The sequence below is a fragment of the Rothia sp. HSID18067 genome, assembly GCF_003989445.1.
In the GTDB taxonomy this organism is placed as follows: domain Bacteria; phylum Actinomycetota; class Actinomycetes; order Actinomycetales; family Micrococcaceae; genus Rothia; species Rothia aeria.
The window spans coordinates 185,349-206,419 of the sequence record NZ_RBMF01000001.1 but is presented as its reverse complement, the minus strand read 5'-3'; the positions used below and the strand labels follow the sequence as shown (position 1 = coordinate 206,419).

General features: G+C 59.9%; 16 protein-coding genes. 7 read left to right on the top strand and 9 right to left on the bottom strand.

Annotated features, from left to right (window positions below; all coding sequences use genetic code 11):
* Window positions 1-31: 31 nt before the first annotated feature.
* On the bottom strand, window positions 32-1,132 hold the full coding sequence (locus D8M23_RS01010; RefSeq protein ID WP_174234596.1) for a YlbL family protein: 1,101 nt from the start codon (window positions 1,130-1,132) through the stop codon (window positions 32-34).
* Between the two features lie 357 nt (window positions 1,133-1,489).
* On the opposite strand from D8M23_RS01010, the gene D8M23_RS01005 reads away from it, so the two are divergent.
* Window positions 1,490-2,896: a zinc-dependent metalloprotease gene (locus tag D8M23_RS01005; RefSeq protein WP_126853177.1), complete on the top strand. Its 1,407-nt coding sequence runs from the start codon at window positions 1,490-1,492 to the stop codon at window positions 2,894-2,896.
* Window positions 2,897-3,078: 182 nt separating this feature from the next.
* Here D8M23_RS01005 and D8M23_RS01000 read toward each other — a convergent pair whose 3' ends face one another.
* Both D8M23_RS01000 and D8M23_RS00995 read right to left on the bottom strand, forming a co-directional pair.
* On the bottom strand, window positions 3,079-3,681 hold the full coding sequence (locus tag D8M23_RS01000; RefSeq protein WP_126853175.1) for a M48 metallopeptidase family protein: 603 nt from the start codon (window positions 3,679-3,681) through the stop codon (window positions 3,079-3,081).
* A 37-nt stretch (window positions 3,682-3,718) separates the two neighbouring features.
* A complete protein-coding gene (locus D8M23_RS00995; RefSeq protein ID WP_174234610.1) occupies window positions 3,719-5,521 on the bottom strand; it encodes an ATP-dependent helicase in 1,803 nt (600 codons plus the stop codon).
* Between the two features lie 446 nt (window positions 5,522-5,967).
* On the opposite strand from D8M23_RS00995, the gene D8M23_RS00990 reads away from it, so the two are divergent.
* Window positions 5,968-6,948 (top strand): phosphotransferase, encoded by a 981-nt coding sequence (locus D8M23_RS00990; protein WP_126853171.1) that lies wholly within the window; start codon window positions 5,968-5,970, stop codon window positions 6,946-6,948.
* Between the two features lie 30 nt (window positions 6,949-6,978).
* Here the strand turns inward: D8M23_RS00990 and D8M23_RS00985 are convergent, their stop codons facing one another.
* Together D8M23_RS00985 and D8M23_RS00980 are read right to left on the bottom strand one after the other, a co-directional pair.
* Window positions 6,979-11,352, bottom strand: a complete 4,374-nt coding sequence (locus tag D8M23_RS00985) for an ATP-dependent helicase (RefSeq protein ID WP_126853169.1) — start codon at window positions 11,350-11,352, stop codon at window positions 6,979-6,981.
* Between the two features lie 31 nt (window positions 11,353-11,383).
* Window positions 11,384-14,911, bottom strand: coding sequence for a UrvD/REP family ATP-dependent DNA helicase (locus D8M23_RS00980; protein ID WP_126853167.1), 3,528 nt, complete (start codon window positions 14,909-14,911; stop codon window positions 11,384-11,386).
* Window positions 14,912-15,011: 100 nt separating this feature from the next.
* Here D8M23_RS00980 and D8M23_RS00975 point away from each other — a divergent pair, with 100 nt between their 5' ends.
* On the top strand, window positions 15,012-15,707 hold the full coding sequence (locus D8M23_RS00975) for an exonuclease domain-containing protein (protein ID WP_126853165.1): 696 nt from the start codon (window positions 15,012-15,014) through the stop codon (window positions 15,705-15,707).
* Between the two features lie 159 nt (window positions 15,708-15,866).
* Window positions 15,867-17,228 (top strand): threonine/serine ThrE exporter family protein, encoded by a 1,362-nt coding sequence (locus tag D8M23_RS00970; protein ID WP_126853162.1) that lies wholly within the window; start codon window positions 15,867-15,869, stop codon window positions 17,226-17,228.
* An 89-nt stretch (window positions 17,229-17,317) separates the two neighbouring features.
* On the opposite strand, the gene D8M23_RS00965 is transcribed toward D8M23_RS00970, so the two are convergent.
* Entirely contained in the window at window positions 17,318-17,650 is a 333-nt protein-coding gene (locus D8M23_RS00965; RefSeq protein ID WP_126853160.1) for a hypothetical protein, read from the bottom strand.
* 25 nt (window positions 17,651-17,675) lie between these two features.
* Window positions 17,676-18,290 carry an SMI1/KNR4 family protein gene (locus D8M23_RS00960; protein ID WP_238693716.1) on the bottom strand — a complete coding sequence of 205 codons (615 nt, stop codon included), beginning with the start codon at window positions 18,288-18,290 and terminating at the stop codon, window positions 17,676-17,678.
* Between the two features lie 241 nt (window positions 18,291-18,531).
* Between D8M23_RS00960 and D8M23_RS00955 the strand changes: the two genes are divergently transcribed.
* Window positions 18,532-18,810, top strand: coding sequence for a hypothetical protein (locus D8M23_RS00955; RefSeq protein ID WP_126853158.1), 279 nt, complete (start codon window positions 18,532-18,534; stop codon window positions 18,808-18,810).
* Window positions 18,811-18,872: 62 nt separating this feature from the next.
* Window positions 18,873-19,007: a hypothetical protein gene (locus tag D8M23_RS12250; protein WP_274543016.1), complete on the top strand. Its 135-nt coding sequence runs from the start codon at window positions 18,873-18,875 to the stop codon at window positions 19,005-19,007.
* A 10-nt stretch (window positions 19,008-19,017) separates the two neighbouring features.
* Here the strand turns inward: D8M23_RS12250 and D8M23_RS00950 are convergent, their stop codons facing one another.
* Window positions 19,018-19,443, bottom strand: coding sequence for a hypothetical protein (locus D8M23_RS00950; RefSeq protein ID WP_126853156.1), 426 nt, complete (start codon window positions 19,441-19,443; stop codon window positions 19,018-19,020).
* A 147-nt stretch (window positions 19,444-19,590) separates the two neighbouring features.
* Here D8M23_RS00950 and D8M23_RS00945 point away from each other — a divergent pair, with 147 nt between their 5' ends.
* Window positions 19,591-20,223: a hypothetical protein gene (locus tag D8M23_RS00945; protein ID WP_126853154.1), complete on the top strand. Its 633-nt coding sequence runs from the start codon at window positions 19,591-19,593 to the stop codon at window positions 20,221-20,223.
* Between the two features lie 159 nt (window positions 20,224-20,382).
* Here the strand turns inward: D8M23_RS00945 and D8M23_RS00940 are convergent, their stop codons facing one another.
* Window positions 20,383-21,033, bottom strand: a complete 651-nt coding sequence (locus D8M23_RS00940; protein ID WP_126853152.1) for a hypothetical protein — start codon at window positions 21,031-21,033, stop codon at window positions 20,383-20,385.
* Between the last annotated feature and the right edge of the window lie 38 nt (window positions 21,034-21,071).

The window sequence follows — 21,071 nt, the reverse complement described above, 5'->3', positions numbered from 1 at the left end:
CGCACCGTTGCCGCTACGGCGCACAACGCCCTTACCCGCAGGTGGGCAGGCCATCCGTGTGGATGCCCTTATCCCGAATACGCTCCAGCGACTGCACCGCCTGATCCAGGTTCTCAACAGCCACAATCTGCATCTGCTGCCTCTGGCCATTAGAGTCCCTATACTTCAGCAGCTCCGGGTTGCTCTTGCGCATCTCGTTCACATCAGAGCAGTTCTCCTTGGGCACCAAGAAAACCGCCACACCCTTATCCCCGGCCGCAATAATCTTATACTTCGCACCCCCAATAGGCCCCACCTTGCCCTCAGCGTTAATAGTGCCCGTACCCGCAACATAATTCGACTCACTCAACGGGCCGGACGCCAGCAGGCTTTTCTCCCCCACCTTCTCAATAGTCCCCAAAGCAAGCATTAACCCGGCACTGGGGCCGCCCACCCCCTCGGTGTGGTATTTAATCTTTGCGGGCATCTCATAGTCCTGCTTCAAAGCCACACCCACACGCCACCGACCAGACTCCTCATCCTTAACCGGGGTTAACGTGTGCTCCTGCTGCGCGCCATCACGCTCAACCGTCAGCTTAATAGGTTTACCCTCTGAGGCCTGGGTGGCATCAACCATGCTCTTATACCCCTTCAGCGGCTCGTCATTCACCTTCAGAATACGATCCCCGCCCTTAAGCACACCCTCAGCCGGGCTCTTCTCAACAGTCTGCAGCACCGTAACAGTCTCCGTCACCGGAATCTTCAGATAGTGAGCCGCCGCCACCTGCGCCTGAGTCTGCGAATCAGCCATCTGGGACGTACTCGCGGAATTCGCCTGATCATTCGAAACCCGCGGGTACAGAATCTCGGTAGGCACCACCAAATACTGTTTACCGTCCAGCGACGCCCACCCATTAATCGCCTCAATACCGCTCAGCGGCGTGTACGGTCCACCCGAAACAGACACCGTCGTCATGTTCAGCTGCCCTTTAGTTGCGCGCTCGCTGCCGCCTTCAATCGAGATAATGTCCTGCCCCTCATGCTGCCCCAGCACATTAAACATGGGGCCTGGGCCTTCCATAACATAGCGGCTAGGCATCACAAACGCCCCAAGAATCAGGCAGAACGTTGCCGCGCCGCTGAGGGTGCGCACAGACCCTCCTCGCCTACGAAACGGCTTCTTAGCCCCATCTTTGGCACCTTTGCCACTTGTTTTGCTCGTAGATTTATTAGATGCTTTCGAAAAAAATGTGCGCTTACTCATGAAACTATAGGGTACCCGATTCTACAGCAGCCTGTCGCGGAAAAATATCACACCGGCACATTGGCTCGACCTCAAAGAACTCATCAACCGGCCCTTTAACGCTCGTACAGGCACAAGCCGACAGCAGGTGTGCTGTGGGCTTATTTCTGCTGCCTACTGAGGAAATTCACAGCTTCAAACGGTACCCTTGTGTGCGTGGGGTTTCTCTATGCCCGCGCACTGTACGATGGTACGAAGGGATACACAATGACTAATTCTCCAAACAATAACAACCCCGGCAACGGTGACTCGGGCGACGGCCGCGACCCCCTCGAAGACTTCCTCAAGAAAATGCAGGAATCAGGTTTCGACCCCAGCGATAACAACAACCCGCTGGGGGCATCATCATTGAACCCTGAAGACCTGAAAAACATGGGTCTACCCTTTGACCCTTCCATGATGCAAGGCATCCTGGAACAGATGAACACCATGTTCTCGATTAACGCCACCCCCGGCAGCACCCCGGAACAGGGCGTGAACTGGACAGGGGTCAAAGACCAAGCCCGCCGCATGATCGCCGCCGACTCAGACCCCTCAATCGCCGAAAACCTGAAACAGGCCACCGCCGACGCCGCACACCTAGCCGACTTGTGGCTCGACTCAGTAACAGTTTTTGAACGGCACAACATTCCGGTGGAGGCGTGGTCAAAAGCCGAATGGCTGGATGCCTCCTTCAACTCGTGGCGTGAAATGGTTGAGCCAGTCGCCGCAGAGGTCACCCAGGCCATGGTGCTGCCCGGGACCAATAACGTACCCGAAGAGCTCACCCAGCTGCTGGGCAACAGCGGCTTTTTGAACAACCTCGGTTCAACGTTCTTCGGTATTCAGATGGCCCAAGCCCTCGCCTCCCTCGCCAACGAGGTGTACTCCTCAACCGATATTGGGTTCCCGCTGGCCCCCGGGCGTACCGCCCTGCTGCCGAACGGGTTTAAAACCCTCGGCGACGAGATTGAGGTTCCCGCACAGGAAGTTCTGCTGTACCTGGCCGTGCGCGAATCCGCACTGATTCGCCTGCACCGCACCAACCCGTGGCTGCGTGAAGACATTATGGCGCTGGTGAGCCGCTACGCCCGCGGCATCCGCGTGGACATGAACCGGATCCAGGATGCCGCCTCCCAGGTGAACATGCACGACCCCGAAGCCGTGCAGGAGGCCTTCGAAGGCGGCATGTTCAACCCGCAGCGCACCGAAGACCAGGAGCTTGCGGTTGAACGTCTGGAAGCTTTGCTGGCCCTCATTGAAGGGTGGGTCTCATTCGTTGCAGATCAGGCCACCCAGAACCTGCCCAAGGCGCCGCAAATCGCCGAGACTTTCGCGCGCCGCCGCGTTGAGGGCGGCCCCAGCGAGCAGGTATTTGAAACCCTCGTGGGGCTTGAAATTCGCCCCCGTATGGTGCGGGAAGCCACCGCATTCTGGCGTGACTACGACGAGAAGCACGGGTTTGAGGCGCGCGACAACCTGTGGCTGGCGCCCGAAACCCTCCCCACCGCCAAAGAACTGGAAAACTTCAAAAAGTATGAAGACCGTGTCTCTGAACAGCTCTCGTTCGACGACGTCGATTTCGACTCGGAGCTCAAGAAACTGCTCGACGGCGGTTACGACGACAATAAATAAGTAAAACCTTTTCATCATCCGCACGAGGCAGCGTTCCACACGTGAGAATCATATCTGCCGACACGGACGCCGCCTCGTGCAGATCCTTAACCCAATATTGCAACCCAATATTGCGCACCGATACAAAGCACCGTTGAGACGCCCAGCGGTCAGATACCCGCATCATCCAACCGTTCAGCACCCTATGGCTGGTCTTCGGGTCGGCGCTCATGAGCCTCCTGCGTGCGGGCAAACTCGATACCAGCCAAAAACGCCTGCGCTTGCGTGAGGCGTGGGAGACGATCCTGCAGCCTGTGAAACTGCGCATTATGGTGCAGCACCACAAAATGGCACAGCTCGTGGTACAGCACAGCATCAACCACATACTCCGGGGCGCCGGTGAGCGCATCAGAAATACGGATGCGACCCGCACCCGGGGTGGCAGAACCCCAGCGGGTACGCTGGTTCGACACCCACCGGATCGACTCAGGCACCTTACCGGAAAGCTCCGGCAGATACTGCTCCACCAAGTACTGGGCCCGCGAAAGAAGGTACTCATCCGAAGCGAAATGACGGCGTTTACCCTGCGCGCGCCGGCGGGTACGCTGCACCCGCGGCAGCAGATCCGCCAGATAGCCCCGAATCTGCTCATCCGTGCTGATATCAGGCACCAGCAGCCGAATACTGCCGTCATCGGCAGGTTGAGCCGTCACCGTGCGCCGCCGCCGGGCAGAACGCACCACCTCAACACGCGGGTGTTCCTCCGTAGCCGGAATAACCTCAGAAACAGGATGACGGGGCGTCATGGCTCCTCCCACACAACTCAGCCGCAGCAAGCGGTCACTAAGGCAAATACGGCGCCCGACGAGGACGACGTTTAGGGTCAATATCGTCCAGGAACCGGGACCGTTTACGGTTTCCCCGCCCACCCGCGGTACGCGAAAGAGACCAGCTCAAACACAGGTGCTTACGCGCACGGGTAATACCCACATACAGCAGGCGGCGCTCCTCATCCACCTCATCGCTAGTCTGCGCATAAGAAATCGGCATAAGCCCCTCATTCAGCCCGCACAGGAACACCGCATCCCATTCCAGGCCCTTAGCAGAATGCAAAGACGCAAGAGTCACCCCATCCATAACGGGAGCATCCTGCGTGGCGATACGGTGCGCGAGCGCCTCCACTACCTCACGCATACTCAGTGGAGATATCCCCTGCTCAGCGGGTGCCTGCGCAGCAATCTGCTCTTGGCGCTCGGCGTGTAAAGCATCAACCATAGACACCAGCGCCGCCAACGACTCCCACTTCTGCCGCACCGCACCCCCGGAGGTCGGGGCCTTCTCGGAATACCCCAGGGAAGAGAGCACATCCCGCACTAGGGACGGCGCATGCTCGCTGCCGTCCGTGCCCTTAGCGGAGCCGCGCAACGCCAATACGGCCTGCTTCACCTCGGGGCGTTCAAAAAACTGTTCCGCACCGCGCAGCTGATACGGGACACCCGCCGCGCTCAGGGCTGACTCGATCACCGCCGACTGTGCGTTCGTGCGGAACAGCACCGCGATCTCGCTGGCGGGCACACCGTCCTTGTTCATTAAATCCAGGATGTCCTCGGCGATCCCCTGCGCTTGAGCCTCATCGTCGGCGTACTCAAACCACTCGCATTCCACCCCAGCCCCACGCTGAGACACCAGCCGCAGCGGCGGCGCCCACGAAAACTCCGTAGAGTCCTTACCCGGGCGGCGGGCCTCCAGAAGCCGGTTCGCCAGCTCCACCACCTGCGTATGCGAACGGTAATCCCGTACCAGGTTCACCGTCTGCGCCCCCCGGTAGCGGCGCGGGAACTCCAGCAGGTGGCGGCTCGTGGCGCCCGTGAACGAATAAATGGTCTGGGAGGCATCCCCCACCACACAAATATCGGTGCGTTCGCCCAGCCACGCATCCAGCAGGCGCTGCTGAAGCGGTGAAACGTCCTGATACTCATCCACCACAAAGTGACGGTACTGTTGGCGGATAGTCGCCGCCAGCGCCTCATCCTCCTCAATGATGCCCACGGTCAGCAGCAGAATATCCTCAAAGTCGATCACGTTCCGTTCGTCTTTGAGCTCTTCGTAGGCGCGAAATAGCCGCACCATATTCTGTGCCATGAGTTCAGCTGGCAGGGCCCGCTCCCCCAGTCGCGCCGCAAGCGTATCGGGGGTGAGCATCGAAACTTTCGCCCACTCAATTTCGGCGGCAATATCGCGCAGCAGCGCCCGGTCAGTGGTGATACGCAACCGGTTTGCCGCCTCGGTCAGCAGCGGGGCCTTATGACCCACAATCTGTGGGAAGGTTCCCCCCACCGCCTGCGGCCAGAAATACCGCAGCTGCCGCAAAGCCGCCGAATGGAAAGTGCGGGTCTGCACACCCGCCGCCCCCAAAGACCGCAAACGCAGACGCATCTCTTCAGCGGCGCGCGTGGTAAACGTCAAAGCCATCACCCGCTGCGGCACGTACCGGCCAATAGCGATACCGTAGGCGATACGGTGCGTGATGGCGCGGGTCTTGCCCGTACCGGCGCCCGCCAGCACGCGCATCGGGCCGTCAAGCTCCGTCACCACACGCCGCTGATCCGCGTCCAAACCGGTAAGAATATCCTCGGCTGAGAGCATAGCGGGAGCTGAAGGGGACCCCTGCTCGGCCGGGGCGGGGCGGGGCGCCTCACCCGCTGCAGCGCCAGCACCCCGAACGGGGCCGGGCACCCCAGCGGTACGGCGAGAGGGTGACGGCACATCAAACATGGAGGGGGTTTGCGCACCACCTGATGACGAGCCGCGTGAGCCCCCTCTGCTTTTTCCCCCGCCCATACAGGTGCCCCTTCTCCTTTATCGCCCACACCGGGTGCGCCAGCACGAAAGTAGTTACGGTGCGTGCCCCGCAGCCGAAATACCCGCCGCGCGGACACGAAACATCCACGGTTCCCCATTGTATCCCGCGCACAGTACGACCGGTTAGAAACCCGCTGCCGACTCGCTCGCGGCGAAGCGCAAACCCCAAGAACACGGGGCGCGCCCCACGCAGATACCGTATTCGTCCCGATATTAGGTAACCTTAAAGAGTGACTTTATCTCCTCTTCAGTTAGCGGCCATCGTTTCGGCGGGCGTGCCGGGTATTTACCCTGTCGCCACCGCGGCTGCCCCCGAAGAATCCGCAGAATACGACACGGCGATCATCACAGACTCCGCCGACCGCAACTGGCGTGTGCGCGCACCCCGCAACCACGACGCCAGTATGCGCCTAGAAGCAGAGCATCAGGTGCTCCGTTCCTTCACCCACGGGCTGCGCGCCCGCCTGCCGTTTACCGTACCCACCATCGCCGGAACCGTACCGTACAACGGTATGAGCGTATTCGTGTACACCTACGTTCCCGGCACCCACCGCGACCTTGAAGAACTAGCTCGTATTAACCGTGCCAACAACAGCACCCTCGCCACCGACCTGGGCAGGCTCATCGCCACACTGCACGTGATGCCTGAAGATATCATGATCGAATCAGACCTGCCCGTCTACTCCTCCCAGAACCTGCGCAGGCGTAAACTCTCCGAACTGGACAGGGCAGCCTCCACCCGCAAAGTACCGGCCGAACTGGTGGCGCACTGGCGTGCTTTCCTAGAGCCCGGGCCTATTTGGGACTTCCGTACCCGCGTGGTGCACGGTAAGCTCGGCACCGAAACCATCAGCATCCACAACGGTACGGTGGCCGAAGTGAGCGGCTGGTCAGAAGTGCATGTGGGCGACCCCGCCCAAGACCTCTCCTGGCTTTTTGCCTGCTCCGACACCGCCTTCACAGATGAAGTGGTGCGGGTCTACTCCTCACAGATGCCGCAGATGCCCGACCAGCACCTGGTAGAACGCGCCGAATTCTACGCCGAGTTCGCTCTAGCCCAGTGGCTCACCCACGCTGTGGAATACGGGGACGCGCAAATGATCGCCCACGGTGAGCAGATGCTGCAGGCGGTCTGCGAGAACCTGCGTGACTCCGGGGAAATGCTCGGGCAGAACCAGCCGCTGCCGGAGCGGGCCGAAGGGCTGGAATAGCCCCGGCGTCTCGCGCGGGCGCTGAGTCGGCTAAGGCTCCCAATCCCAGCGGGTAATGATGCGCTCCAGCTGCGCCTCAGACTGCAGCCCGCCCGCAATATCGGAATCCCACACCGTCTGGTCAGACCCAACATAGTAGAACGCCGCCCGCACATCCGCAGGGTCAACGCCCTGAATCTTGGCAAACGCCAGCCGGTACAGCGCCAGCTGGATGCGCTTATACCGCATCTGCTTGGCGGTGGGTTTACGGCCGGTCTTCCAATCCACCAGCTCCCAGCGTTCCCGCTGCCCCTGCTCGGTGCGCTCAACCGTGCGGAACACCGCATCAATACGTCCGCGCACACTCACCCCGGCCACATGCGTCTCAACCGGGTATTCGGCCCGCCAGATGGTGCGGTTCGCCCACTCACTCGCCAGGAACGTCTTACGCAGCGCATCAAGGCTGAGGGTGGTGTCAGTCTCGTCGTCGGTGTAGAGTTCGTCGTCAAGGTCCAGCATGGGGTCGGCTCCGAAATGGTTCTCAACCCACTCGTGGAAGAACGTTCCGGCGCGCGCCGCCGCTGAAGGCTGAACCGGCACCGGGCGCACCATCCGCGCCCGCGCCTGCTGCGGGTTCTCGGCCAGTGACATCAGCTCGGAGGCCGACAGGTGCTCCGGTTTCGACGGGGCGGCGGGAGTGACCGCGCGCCGTGCCAACGCCAGCAGCAGCTCAACCTCCTGCTCCCAATATTGAATTTCCTGCCGGGTGTGAGCATCGGCCTGTGGGGCGTTAGCACCCGGGGCAAGCTCAATACCGCCGCGGGCCACGTTCAGGGCGGCACGCTCCACCCGAGCACGGCGGTCACCGGGGACGCTCACCTGCTGGGGGCGGTTCACGGCAGGGCCTTGCTGCTGTTCCGAAGGCTCCGCAGGGTGCGCATCGTCCGACTGCGCCCCGTAGCGCAGCTGTGCGCGCATCCCCTCGGTGAGAGCCTCATCAGATTCCCAGCGCCACACGGCGGGCCCATCCAGAGGATCGAAAGGCCACAAGGCCGTCAGCACGCTCCCCTGCTGGGGGTTCTGATCCGCCCAAGCGGCCGGGGTGAGCAGGCGCTGCACAATCTGCGGGCGCACCCCCGAACGCGCCGGACGCTGATGCGCCGAAATTTTCATCAGCTCCTCACGGGCGAACACGAACTCGGCATCGGCGGTTGTACTCTTTGACCGTGCCGGTGCCCCGCCCTCACCGCCGCCCGGGATATCACGGTCAAGCGCCGCGAACTCGGCGGTGACATCAGCATCGGGGTGCGCCGCACGGTACACCCGGTGCACCGGCGGCAGCCGCAGAATACGCGCATTCTCAATGGGATCCGCCCCATCCGCTGAGAGGGCACGGGCAACGTTCACGCAGGTGCTGGCCGTGGCCGCATCCCGCGCGGGGCCATCCTGCGGGTCAGCAACGGGGGCGACAGAAGGCACCGGGGTGCCGTTGAGCAGCACCGCCCCCTGCGGAACCGTGTACCCCCAATCCCTGATTTCACGCCCGAACACCGCATCAATACTGGGGTCCGTCTCGCGGGCAGCCGACGGGACATAGTACCCCGTCCCCAAGTACCCGGGGTACAGCCACGGCGCATGCTGAATCCCCTCATAGGGGGGCTGCGCGTCCCCCTGGGAGAACTGCACCAGCTCATTCCAGTAGGTGCTTGTTTTCACCGGCTTAACATGGGCCCCCGTCCACCGGCAGGTGGTAATGTACAGCAGGGACCGGGCGCGAGTCATGGCAACATAAATCAGGCGGCGCGCCTCAGCACCCGCATAATCATGCACCATGTCTTCGCCCTCTTCGACCGCCAGGTTCAGCTCACTAAAGGTTTCCAAGGCCGTGATTTCTTCGGGGCGCTCCAACGCCGGCGGCAGATAATCCTTATCGCCACGCAGCGGCCACGGCAAAACACCCGGTTCAAGACGCTGCCACATGCGGTGACGCTCGGCGCGCGCATCGCTCAGGCGCGGCAGGTACACCTGATCCCACTCCAGCCCCTTTGAGGCGTGCATCGTAAGAATCTGAACCGCATCCTGCCGCGGCTCTTCCACGGCCGGGGCCAGGCCGTTCTCGTGCTCAGCCGCCTCCTCAAGCCACGCCAAGAACCCCGTAAGATAGCTGATGCCGCTGGCAGATAACACAAACCGGCGGGCGGTGGGGGCGTCCTCCTCGGCGGCGGTACCATCCGCCCCGGCATAGATCATGGCGTTAATACGCGGGGAAGTCGCCGCGTAGTTGGCGGCCACATCGTGAAAAGCATCAAGATGCACCCGGGATGTATAACTATCCGAGCCTTCGTGGGATGCCAGCTCAATGTCGAGCAGCATGACCCGCTCAATCTCGTACAGCAGAGTCCCCAAATCCTCAGTGGTGAACTGCCGCAAATACTCCAGCTCAGCCGCAAACGCCCGCAGACGCGCCAGCCCCTCAGCACTCAGACGGCGGCGGTGCGGTGAATAATCCGGCGGGTAGATCGGGTGCCCCTGCTCGTTAGCCTCCGGCAGGTGCTCTATCGCCTCAATCAACGACCCGTACTCGCTGAGGTCTTCCACAGCGAACTTACGGGCCTGCTCAAAGCTCTGCTGCGCCCGGCGCAGCTGCTCATCAGAAGTGCCGGAGACCTCCTGCCCCGGCTGCTGGGCATCGGCCCCGCTCACGTACCCGCGCTCCCGGACACGGGTGAGCTCATTCGACCACTCCCCCAACGCTAACAAGTCTGCGGTACCCAGCCGCCACCGTGCCCCGGCCAGCAGACGCACCAGCGCATCCGACCGGTTAGGGTCAGCCAGCACGCGAAGCATCGCCACCATATCAATCACCTCGGGGCGTTCCAGAAGCCCGCCCAAGCCAACCACCTGTGCGGGCACCCCCAGTGCCTCACACGCCTGCCGGATCGGTTCCATCTGGCTGCGGGTGCGGGTCAGCACCGCCATGGTGGGCATGCCTGTGGGGTTATCCCGGAACCGGGCACGTTCAGCGGCTATTTTTTCGGCAATACCGCGCGCCTCATCAGCGTCGGTGGCGTACCGGGCCAGCTGCACCGAACCGCGCATCGCCGCCTCACCAGACTCATCGGGGCGGGTAATGACCGAACGCGGCCGCAAATCCGGTACCTTAGGCGGCTGAGACGCCCGCACCCACCCCGGCATAGTTTTAAGGGGCTCAGCGATGAGGTTCGCGGCATCCAGAATCGCCGTATCGTTACGCCACGCAACGGTCAAATACAGGGGCGTCTCATCGGCGGTGGGGAAATACCGGTAAAAACTGAACAGCTGGCCGTCAGATGCGCCGCGGAACCCATAAATTGACTGTTTAGGGTCGCCCACCGCCATCACCGGATGCTCCCCATACCCTGGGTGTTCCCCCTCAGCAGCACGTGTGCCGAATAAATCTGAGAAAAGCTGTAGCTGGGCGTGGGAGGTATCCTGAAACTCGTCCAGAAGCACCACCTTATACCGTTCCCTCTCCAGCTGCACCGCTTGGGGAACGTCCCGGGCGATACGGGCCGCTAAAGCAATCAGATCCCCGTAATCAAGCACCTGCATGCGTGCCTTCACCCGCGCGTACCGCTGCACCATGCGCGCCAAAATAATCTTTGTCTGCAACTGGCGCAGAGTGTCGTTCGCGGCTTTTCGCGGCCCGGGGGTGCTCAACGACTCGTATGCGGCAATCTGGGCGGTGCAGAACTCGATCACTGTCTGCGGGGCCACCAGATGCTCAGCGCACTCGCCAGCTAATTTCAGCACCTGCTTCACCAGATAAGTCTTTGACGCCGCCTCGCCTTTACCCCCCTGCGGAAGCTCGCCGTCCCAATACTGCACTATCTGCGCTACCAGCTGCCACGCCTGCGCGTCCCCCAACATCTGCGCATCCTGCTCAATACCCAGGCGCAGCCCGTAGTCTTTCACCAGCGTATTCGCGTACGAATGGTAGGTGGATACCGTGGGTTCTGATGCTCCCTCCAGCAGCTCCTGCTCGGTGAGGTCTATGAGCTTTCGCTCACGCAGAATGTTCAGGCGAGTCCGCATACGCTCACGCAGCTCACCTGCGGCCTTGCGGGTGAAGGTCACCCCCAGCACTTCATCGGCGCGCACAAACCCGTTGGCCACCAGCCACACCACCCGGTCCACCATGGTGGCGGTCTTACCGGATCCCGCGCCGGCAATCACCAGACGCGCCTGCAGTGGGGATTCAATAATGCGGATCTGCTCATCGGTGGGCGGGTTTAGCCCCAGTTCCCGCGCGATCTCACGGGCGCTGAGGATGCGCCTGCCCCCGTGGGAAGGCTCCCCGGCGGTACCCTGCCCGACCCCCGGCAGGTGCTCATCACCCTGCAGCGTATCTGCGGGCGTGTGGGTTTCGGTGTGGTTATTGTTCATGCTCTGTTCTCTCACTTGGTACGCGCCCTACCTATCCCTGCGTGACCTGCCTGCCCTGCGGGCACAGCGGGCAGATTTCGGGTAGCCTGCATTTCTCGCCCGGGCGGTGCCGCGCCTGTATGAGGGCCCCGGCAATCAGCTCGGCGGCGCACCGGATCAGCTCAACAGCCCACTCGTCGGAGTCAGGGTCAAGTGGGGGCTGTTCTTGCGGGCGGTTCTTGGCGGTTGGGGCGGTGCCGTCGCCCAGCTGTACGAGTGCTGCCCCAGCCGAACGGTGCCCCATGGCACGGTACACGTTATCGTCGCTGCCACCGGGTGCACCGCCGGGGTGTGCGGCCGGTTCCGTTCCCAGTTCGCGGCTCATCGTGTCCCCTGCCCCGGCCTCAACCGCAACCTGGTAGGCGGCCAGCTGGGCGTGCTGGGCAATATCGGCTTTTGCGGGTTTGGTGCGCCCGGTTTTTAGGTCAACGATCATGTACCGCCCGTCCTCGGTGACCTCCAGCCGGTCTACCCGCCCCGAAATTTGGGCGTCGAGCTTCTCCCCGGGAACACGCACTTTAAAAGCGCCCTCAACCCCCACCAGGGTGCGCCCGTCTCCGGGCATAATTTCCTTAAAATACACGGCCAGTTTCTGAATCATTTTCTCGGCGCGGCGGCGGGTTTCCTCCCCCTCCCACGTCTCGGGCAGCGCCAGGGTGGTCAGGCGCTCCTGAAGGACGGCACTGAGTGTCGCATAGTCAGCGGCGGGGTACTCCTCGGCGATAGCGTGGATGAGCGTGCCCAGCGACCGTGATGTGTCTGTTTGCGCCTCGGCCCGGGCGGCCGCCACGAACCAGTCAAGCGGCGACTTGTGGATCGTCTCAAGACGTGATGGTGAGATGGGAACCGTCAGCTTCTCGGGTTCTTGCCCTTGCCGCCGTCGCGGCGTGAACGCTGGCTCCTGAGTTGACAGCGGCAGCAGCCCCCACCACTGGCGCGGGTGGGCGCCGCGCACCTGCGCGTCGGCGAGGCGGTGCAGCTGGGCGGCGGCCGCGTGCGCAAGCGCCGGGTTGTGCTCTTCAACGGTGGCGTTGCGGCGCAGCTGAGCCACGAGCGCGCGCAGGGTCATGGGGCGCCGCACCCGGGTCACCTCCCCGGCACGCACTTCGGGTACCAGGATGTCGAAGAATTCGCTGGGCGCCTCATCGGTGGATGAGACGGCGGTCAGCACGAGGCGCTTACGGGCGCGGCTAATGGCCGTGGCGAACATGCGCAGCTCGTCGTGGCGCACAGCCCGGATGCGATCCGCCATCCGCACTTTCTGCGCCGCCTCAACCCCCATTTCGCAGATGTCGCTTAGCTCGCCGGTGTTCAGGAGCGAGCCGCGCACTTTCGTATTAGGCCAGGTTCCTTCTTGGATACCGCACACGTACACGGTGTCCCACTGCCGCCCGGCGGCGAGGGCCGGGGTGAGGATTTCCACGGCGTCGTAGCGTTTCCCGCGGGCAGCGAGGGTGTCCATGGGGAGGTCTTGGGCGTCAATGTAGTCAAGGAACTGTTCTGCGGATGAGCCGGGCATCTGGTCCACGAACCGGGTGGCGGCCTCGAAAAGCCCGATCATGGCGTCAAGGTTGCGGTGCGCCCGCTCGGCTTCGGGCCCGGTTGCGGCGCTGCTGTTCACCCAGGTTTTTTCTAGCCCGCTGGCCTGCCACAGGGCCCACAGCACGGTCTCGGCGTTAGCGCCCGGGGCGTTGAGCGCCTGCTGGCCCGCCGTGAGCACCCGGGAGACGCGGCGGATAGCGGTGCCCACCCCGTAGTCCGGCAGAGCTTCGGGGTTCAGCAGCGCCCCTAAGAGCAGGTCGTCGCTGGAGCGGCGCCCACCGGCACGCAGTTCGGCGGCGCGCAGCTGCTGGCGCAGGCGGCGCACATCCATGCTGGAGGCGCCCCCCAGCCGGGAGGTGAGCAGGGTGATAGCGTTGTGCGCACCGGAGGCGGGGTTCGTGCGGTTTTCTTCGGCCAGCACATCTTCAAGGCTTCGCCGGGCGAGTTTGGCCTCGTCCTCTTCTGCCGTGGTGTGGGAGGCGTTGGCAATTGTCTCTGCGGTGAGCGGTTCGTCCCCGTCCGGTAAGGTTTCCGCCCCGGAGGGTGACGCATAATTATCCGGCAAATGCAGTTGTTCGGCGCCGCGTTCACGGGCGTACATGAGCAGGGAAAGCGCATCCAGAAACGGCCGTACCGCCGGTTCGTCACGCACCGGTGTGAGCGCCGCACCGGTGACGGTGGGAATACCCGAGGCCGCTAGTACCCGGCGGATATTGGCCACCCGGGAGCCATCACGCACCACAATCGCTGACCGCGCGTAGGCGGCACCCCGGTACAGGTAGTCCTCAAGCAGCAGCTGCGCCACCTGGTTCACCTCATCCTGCGGGGAGAGGAGCATGTACCCGAAGACCCCTTCAGGTGGTGTGCTGTAGCGGCGCGGGTCGAGCAGGTCACCTTCGTCGCTGAGCTGCAATAGCGCCTGTTCTTGTGCCTCGGCGGCGGGGGCACGCAGCTCACGCACGGTTTTAGCCCCGGTGATAACGGGCAGGCGGCGGGCCAGCTCACCCCACGCGGCGGCAATACCGGGACCCATCCGGTACGAGGTGTTTAAGTATTCCGTCTCTAACGCGGGGAATGACTCTCCAAGTGTCCTTGCTAAATCCGGCCGTGCCCCGCGGAAACCCTGCACCACGGTCTCGGTGCAGCAGGTCATCAATATGCGCCGCGTGAGGTTCTGCCCGGTTCCTGCGGTGAGCGCAGCAGCCACTTCCTCACGCGCCTGCCCCCGGTACGAGTTCAGGGCCGCCTGCGGGTTCTGGGCGCACAGAATATTCAGCAGCCGGTAGGTGGCGGGGCTGAGCTCCTGCACATCATCAATAAGGATCAGGTCGAACCGTTCCCGTTCGGCACTTAGCCAGTCGGGGTTTGCGAACAGAAAGTTGCAGGCTTCGTGGATGAGCGCCGCCGGGTCGTAGGCGTGCGGGGCGCGCAGACGGCGGATCTGCCGGTATTCGGTGTGCAGGGCTGCAACCGACTGCCAGGCGGGCCTGTTCAGCTGTTCGGCGAGCTCCTGAACCCTCTCAACGCTCACATCGTACTCGGCCATACGGTCAAAAAAGTCGCGTATTTCGTGCCTGAAACCGCGTGTACCTAGGGCCTCTTGCAGGTCTGCGGGCCAGCGCACCCCCGCACCCGCGCCTTCACGGTGACCGCCCAGGATCTCGCCAATCATCACATCCTGCTCGGGCCCCGACAGCAGTTTGGGGCTGTACTGCACCCCGGGCAGACTCCCCAGGGTGTGGGCACGGCGGAGCAGGTCGAAGGCGTAGGCCGCCCACGCACGGGTGGGGGCGGTAGACATGCTCGTGGTGATACGGCGCGCCAACCCGTCACGGATGCGGGTTGCGCCGGTACGGGTGGGGGCAAGCACCAGTAGCCGCGCCGGGTCTCCCCCATTGGCAATGAATTCGGCGGCGGCTGCGATAATACGCTCGGTCTTGCCGGTTCCGGGTGCCCCGGTGATGAGTTTTGCGGTCATGGTTCAAGTCTATCTGCCAGCTGGGGCGGCTGTTGCGTTATATGTCAGAGGGTGACGGTCCGGGCCGCGGCGGTGCAAAAACTCACGTATAGTCGAATTTATGAGCTGGATACACGGCCCCCGAGCCACTTTCGACCTTGAGACCACGGGCGTGGATGTTGAGACCGCGCGCATTGTGACCGCATCGTTACTGTTATTGAACCCTGACGGCTCGGTGCGCCGTGCCGGGGAGTGGCTGGCTGACCCGGGGGTTGAAATCCCTGAGGCTGCTGCGGCGGTGCACGGGGTCACTACGGAGTATGCGCGGGCGCACGGGCAGCCAGCGCAGCAGGTGGTGTGGGAGCTGGCGGGGGCTATCGGCTCGTTATTCCTTGACGGGGTTCCGGTGATCGCGTTTAATGCCGCCTACGATTTCTCGGTTCTGCACCATGAGATGAAACGGTACAGTATCGCCAACGGGGAGCTGCCCGGCGGGTGCATCCTTGACCCGTACATTATTCATAAGCACGTTATTCCGCGGAAACGAGGCAACCGTAAGCTGGAGACGCTGGCCGTGGAGCACAAGGTGCAGCTGGATAATGCGCACACTTCCAAGGACGATGCCTTAGCCGCCGAACGGCTGCTGGTGAAACTCGCTGAGAGGTTCCCTGCGGTGCTTGATGTGGATGCCGCTGCCCTGCACGAGCAGCAGGTGCAGTGGGCGGCGCAGCAGGCCGCCGATTTTCAGGCGTGGCTGCGCACAAAACCGGGTAAGGAGAACGAGGTGATTGACGACCGGTGGCCGGTGCGCCGGTAGCCCTGGCTGCTGCGGGGCCGCCCGGTAAGTCAACGTAAGGCGTATTACGTGCGGCGGCGGGGTGTATCGCTACCTGCCGCAGCCTCTTTGACCTATGCTAAAGAGGCCGGGTTTTATACCCGTACCCCACCCCGCAGATTCACTGGTTGAAGGCTTCAGATGGAACAGCACAACAATAAGGCGTATACCGATACCAACACGTACAGCATCTATTTAGGGTCGTCCAGGGAACAGCATAAGTTCATTGTGGCGCAGTCGCAGGTGGTGCTGCGGCTGGGTCGTATCCTCATGAAGTCGGGGGCGAGTGCCTACCGTATTAAGGCGTCAATGGCGCGCTTGGCGAAGGCGGTGGGCCTGGATGAGCACCACGCCCAGGTGACGTTCACTGAGATCGCCACCACCGCCTACGGGAACGGGAATTTTCGCACCGAGGTGGCCGAGCAGCGCACGATGGGCATTAACTCGCACAAGATTGATTTGCTGGGCAATTTCATTTCTGAACTGCCGGAGCGGATCACCCCACAGGAAGCGAATGCCGAACTGGAACGCATTGATTCGATGCCGCACCTGTATAAACGGTGGATGCTTGCCCTGGCTTCGGCGGTGGCGTGCGCGGGGTTCGCGTTTTTGAACCGTGGCGGGCTGATTGAGTGTTCGGCGGTTTTTATTGCCGCCGGGTTGGGGCAGTTTTTGCGTTCCACCCTCATGAAGCGCGGGGTGAGCCATATGGCGATCTGGATGGCGTGCGGGTTCCTGTCGGCGGGCGCCTATATTGGGCTGATTAATCTGCTGACGGGGCTGCAGCTGATCGGTTCTGAACACATGGTGGGGTTCATTTCGTCGATCCTGTTCCTGGTGCCGGGGTTCCCGATGGTCACGGGTATGCTGGATATTTCGCGTATGGACCTTCTGGCGGGTATGTCTCGGCTTATGTATGTGACGGTGCTTCTGGTGAGCGCATCGTTTGCCGTGTGGGTGCTGGCTTCCCTGTTTCATCTGCCGTTGGCGCAGAACGCCCGGCCAGACATCCCGGCTGGTTTGTACCTGCTGTTGCAGGTGGTTTCTTCGGGGGTTGCTGCGGCGGGGTTCGCGATGCTGTTCGCGGCGTCCCCGGTGGCGTGCGTGTGGGGCGGGGTGATCGCAGCAGTGGCGAACCCTGCGCGTATTTGGCTGGTTGAGGCGGGCTGGACCTCCCATATGGCGGCCACCTTGGCGGTGTTCGCGGTGGGTATTATGGCGGAGCTTGTGGCGCCGCTGCACGGGCGGCAGTATTCTCGGATTTCGCTGTCGGTGCCTGCGGTGGTGACGATGGTTCCGGGTGTGCCGTTCTACCTGGCAATGTCGCATATGTCTTCCGGTGACTTGTATGCGGCGATGGGTGGTTTTGCCCAGTCGTTTCTGACGTTTTTGGCCTTGGGGCTGGGGCTGGCGTTTGTGCGGCTGCTGTTTGATAAGAACTGGCTAATTGACCACGACACACAGGTGCTGAAGAAGCTAAATATGAACCAGCACATGCGGTAGGAGGCAAAACATCTCCCAGCTCTCATAGGCGCAAGGTCGGTGGGGGCGATGATGAGTAAATTAGCTGTATTTTACAATGCTAATTGTAACTACAATAAATGTACTACAGGCAACCCAAGAATGTCTTTTACGGTTAGCTTACTAATATCTTTTTCAACAAGAGACAATTTCCTGTTTTTCAATGACTTACTATCTTGAAAATAATACTCATATATTGCTGTATTTGTTTTATCATAAATGTACCCATAATATTCATCTTCTCCATTTTCGTCTTCGACAAAATTCATAAAGAATATTTTGTCGCTGTGAGGCAAAGATTCTTTTACAGATTTGAATAAATTAGGAATTTCCTGTGACACAAAATGAGTACATTCCAAAATACTTTCTAATAGAACTTCATTAGTTAATTCTTGAGGATCCATATCTAGCTCCAATTTAACGTAGCAATTATTCTTCTACTAAAACCATGCGTTTAAAGCAGTCATACAAATTTTCCCCGATTAAATACATGTTTTGCATTTTTACTTCTTCGGGCATGGTTTCCCCAAAATCGTCACAGTAATCTTCTTCATCCCATTCGTTTCCATGGTACCAGTAATAAATTTTCCCTATTCTTTCGCCTTCTACGCACAGGCATATCCTATCTCCGTAGTTATTTTCAGCGATAGGTAAAAAATTCACAGGAATCCTATTTTCCATTCTTTTTATAGCATTGCTCAATGAATAACCAGTTTGACATGAAGATCCTTCTCCGTAAAAACAACCAAATTCTCCATTTTTTATTACAACATTTTCTACTGGTGATTCACTGGGATAACAATAAATTGGCAGCCCATCGTTATACATAGTTAACTTGTAGAATACTTCATTCAGATATGTTTCTCCTCCGAAACATGTCAAATAGTCTAAATAATCAGAAAACTCTTTCTTATCGACATCTAGATATTTTGACATTATTTCTCGTGACAAAGGGGCAAAGGGTTTTTCTTCAACCCTTACGACTCCTCCCATGTTTTCTATTAAATTTTGCATTCTAGTACTCATAGTGTTTGCTCCAGTCAAAAGGCTCTTTATAGAGGGGGCGCACTTCACCCTGCACACGCACTATAAAGCAACAGCCCCTTACTCTGCAAGCGAGTGGGATCGCGTGTCTACTAGTGAGGGCGTAGGGTGTTCTGAGTGTTTCGGGTCAAAATACTGTTGAGCGATATTAGTAAGGCGGTGAATTGTGTGGTGATGGGCCTGGTGGTACAGTGGTAAAGATATTTCAGGCCGTAATGGCATGTTGGGTTACAATGGTGTAATGATGTGTCTTGTTTTTTGGGATAAAAAAATTATTGATGGCGTGTATAGAAAACTTTCTTCAAGAAATATTTTATATACACAACTCTATTTACCAGACCAAATCTGGTCTATAGTGTTGGAGTTCAGTACTCCACCAATAGAGCAAGGATACGAGTGTATCGCTGATGAAGTTTATTTTTTAGCTGATACTGCACCGCATTATTTACTGGCAGATGGTTTTAAATTTGACTTTTTGGATGGCCCAAGAAAAATAGGGGAATGTATTGTTGCTACGTAGCGGGGTGCACCAGTGCCCACCCATACGTCTCCCCCACTATTCGGAACATCCCGGAGGACACTATGGAAGCTTTTGAGAATATTTTAGAGTGCTACACCCGCGACAGCACCCTGGTGCTCAAGGGTTTCAGTGCAGAGTCTTCCGCATGGTTGGAGTATTTTTTCTGGGAACCACGGGTCCGTGTTTTTACCGGGTAGTGTGGCTGTGCTACCTGCTGCTGAGAGCTCGTTCCGCCTCTATTATGCGTTCCACATATGTTTCCAGCGGGAAGTGAGAAAGAACCTGCGCCGGATGATTGTAAGGCTCGCACAGGGCTGTGAATGTGGTGCCGTCACGGAAGACAAGCAGAGTATCGCCGTCGAATATGTTGGTTCCTCTTGGCAACAGGTCGTGAACTGTGCCGGTGTACTCCTCCAGGGGGTGTTTCTTCGCCTGCTCCCAGCGCAGTGTGGCGTGGGGGTCGCGGATGAGGCCGCGAATATTATGGGTGACCGTCTGCAACCCCGCTGTTACCGTACCGCATAGGTCTTCAGCGTTCTTATCGCCAAGAGTCATTCCCGCCAGATGAACGGTGAGGCTCGCAAAAACGTAACCTGCGCGCTGCTCTGTCGTGCTTTTAACCGCAATATTCATGGCCTGCCGTTTCGTTTACTTTTTATGACTATTCTCCCCTCTTCTCTCCCTCTGCGGATGCTTTCATTCGGGGCGGCCATACCTTTAGGCAGGGTGCTTTCAGGGTTCTCCCAGTGAATCCTTCAGGTTCAGGAATACACTAAACCCATGAATTTATATTTTATTCGCGCTTTCTTACACCCCATACTGGTTCGGCATGCCGCGCAGGCACCCACTACCCCGGACGGTACGGTGCGGGTGCGCATGTACTGGATACATTCGCTGCTGGGGTTCGCCGGTATTTTTCTGGGGCTGCTGCTTATGGCGTTCGCTGTCCCTGCTTATCTTTCGTCCATCGGTCAACTGATTATAGCCGCCCTGTTCGCGCTGTTGTTCTTTATTATGGGCGGCATTATCCTGCTGGCCTGGAAAAACGTGTACATTCAAACCGGTGTCGACTATGTTGAGCAGCGCCTGTGGGTGGGGGTACCCGTGCGCATCCACTTTAATGAGATCGATTCCTTCTCGTACAATCCCGGGAACACCCAGCTGACAATGAGCAGGGGGAAGCTTGGTGGGTGGCTCTCCCTCAAAACCACCGATAATAGGCGTATCGCGTTCCAGCCGAACTACTACCGGGGTGAGCGCACCATCGCAGCGATAGCGTTCCGGCTATATTATGGGCGCTGGCCCAGCCCCACTAACCCGCATGACCAGCAGATTCTCGTGAATACGATAGCTGACGGATCCAGCAAACAGTACCTGATCGAGAACTCTAAAGGAAGTGATCTGACCCTCTAAAAGCCACCGTTCAGACTGAACCTATACATATGTGCCGCACCCCCTCAGGTGGGGGGCGCGGCACATATATTTTATGGATTGATTGTGTGGGGGGCTACAGGTCGGTGCGCCACCGGTGGGCGTGCAGATACCCGGCGACCCTATCCTTCGTGTAATCACTCAGCAGCCGCTCATCGTCATCGGCACCCGGCTGCGGCCACCGGCCCTGCACCCCTGAAACATAATGCACTGCCCGGCATAGTGCGGCAGCGGTGTCCCCGCCACCCGGGTTGCAAACGCCACGTTGCCTTCCTTATCCATAACCTGCAGCTTATCCCGGTGTACAACACTGTAGCTGTGCCACCGCCTCATGTGCAGATTCCTTCGGTCTTCCTCTACGCTTACCACATCACGGTACATGGGGTCGTAAATATAGCCGCCGATCTGCTCAAAAGCGATGATACGGGTACCGCCCAAAAAACCGCGAGCCGCCAAAGCATCGGGGAGCATCTCAACGTATGTGACCGTGATACCCCAAACCCCCAAAGCGTACGCCAGAAGAACCAGGCAGGTGCCGCCGCCCCACAGAATCAGCATCATTATCTGGCGTGAGCCCGCAGAAGACGATATAAGCACCGCCCCGGTAACAGCCACAGCGCAGCAGATAACCCCGCCGACCACGTCGAAGGCCACGAAAACCCACATCGGATACCGGCCCCGCCGTGGTGTCTGCGTCTTCTCTTGGGCAGCCCGCCGACGCACATAGCTCAGGTGCAGCGCCACAAAAATGGGTATTACACCCACTACCGCATAACTCAATAGAACACTCATGCTCCCTATCCCCTTCTCGTTTAACGCATGTGCACCGG

Excerpts from the sequence above, each read along its gene's own strand:
- D8M23_RS01005 (WP_126853177.1), top strand. The coding sequence starts at position 1,490 with ATGACTAATTCTCCAAACAATAACAACCCCGGCAACGGTGACTCGGGC.
- D8M23_RS01000 (WP_126853175.1), bottom strand. The coding sequence starts at position 3,681 with ATGACGCCCCGTCATCCTGTTTCTGAGGTTATTCCGGCTACGGAGGAA.
- D8M23_RS00995 (WP_174234610.1), bottom strand. The coding sequence starts at position 5,521 with ATGCTCTCAGCCGAGGATATTCTTACCGGTTTGGACGCGGATCAGCGG.
- D8M23_RS00985 (WP_126853169.1), bottom strand. The coding sequence starts at position 11,352 with ATGAACAATAACCACACCGAAACCCACACGCCCGCAGATACGCTGCAG.
- D8M23_RS00980 (WP_126853167.1), bottom strand. The coding sequence starts at position 14,911 with ATGACCGCAAAACTCATCACCGGGGCACCCGGAACCGGCAAGACCGAG.
- D8M23_RS00975 (WP_126853165.1), top strand. The coding sequence starts at position 15,012 with ATGAGCTGGATACACGGCCCCCGAGCCACTTTCGACCTTGAGACCACG.
- D8M23_RS00970 (WP_126853162.1), top strand. The coding sequence starts at position 15,867 with ATGGAACAGCACAACAATAAGGCGTATACCGATACCAACACGTACAGC.
- D8M23_RS00965 (WP_126853160.1), bottom strand. The coding sequence starts at position 17,650 with ATGGATCCTCAAGAATTAACTAATGAAGTTCTATTAGAAAGTATTTTG.
- D8M23_RS00955 (WP_126853158.1), top strand. The coding sequence starts at position 18,532 with ATGATGTGTCTTGTTTTTTGGGATAAAAAAATTATTGATGGCGTGTAT.
- D8M23_RS12250 (WP_274543016.1), top strand. The coding sequence starts at position 18,873 with ATGGAAGCTTTTGAGAATATTTTAGAGTGCTACACCCGCGACAGCACC.
- D8M23_RS00950 (WP_126853156.1), bottom strand. The coding sequence starts at position 19,443 with ATGAATATTGCGGTTAAAAGCACGACAGAGCAGCGCGCAGGTTACGTT.
- D8M23_RS00945 (WP_126853154.1), top strand. The coding sequence starts at position 19,591 with ATGAATTTATATTTTATTCGCGCTTTCTTACACCCCATACTGGTTCGG.
- D8M23_RS00940 (WP_126853152.1), bottom strand. The coding sequence starts at position 21,033 with ATGAGTGTTCTATTGAGTTATGCGGTAGTGGGTGTAATACCCATTTTT.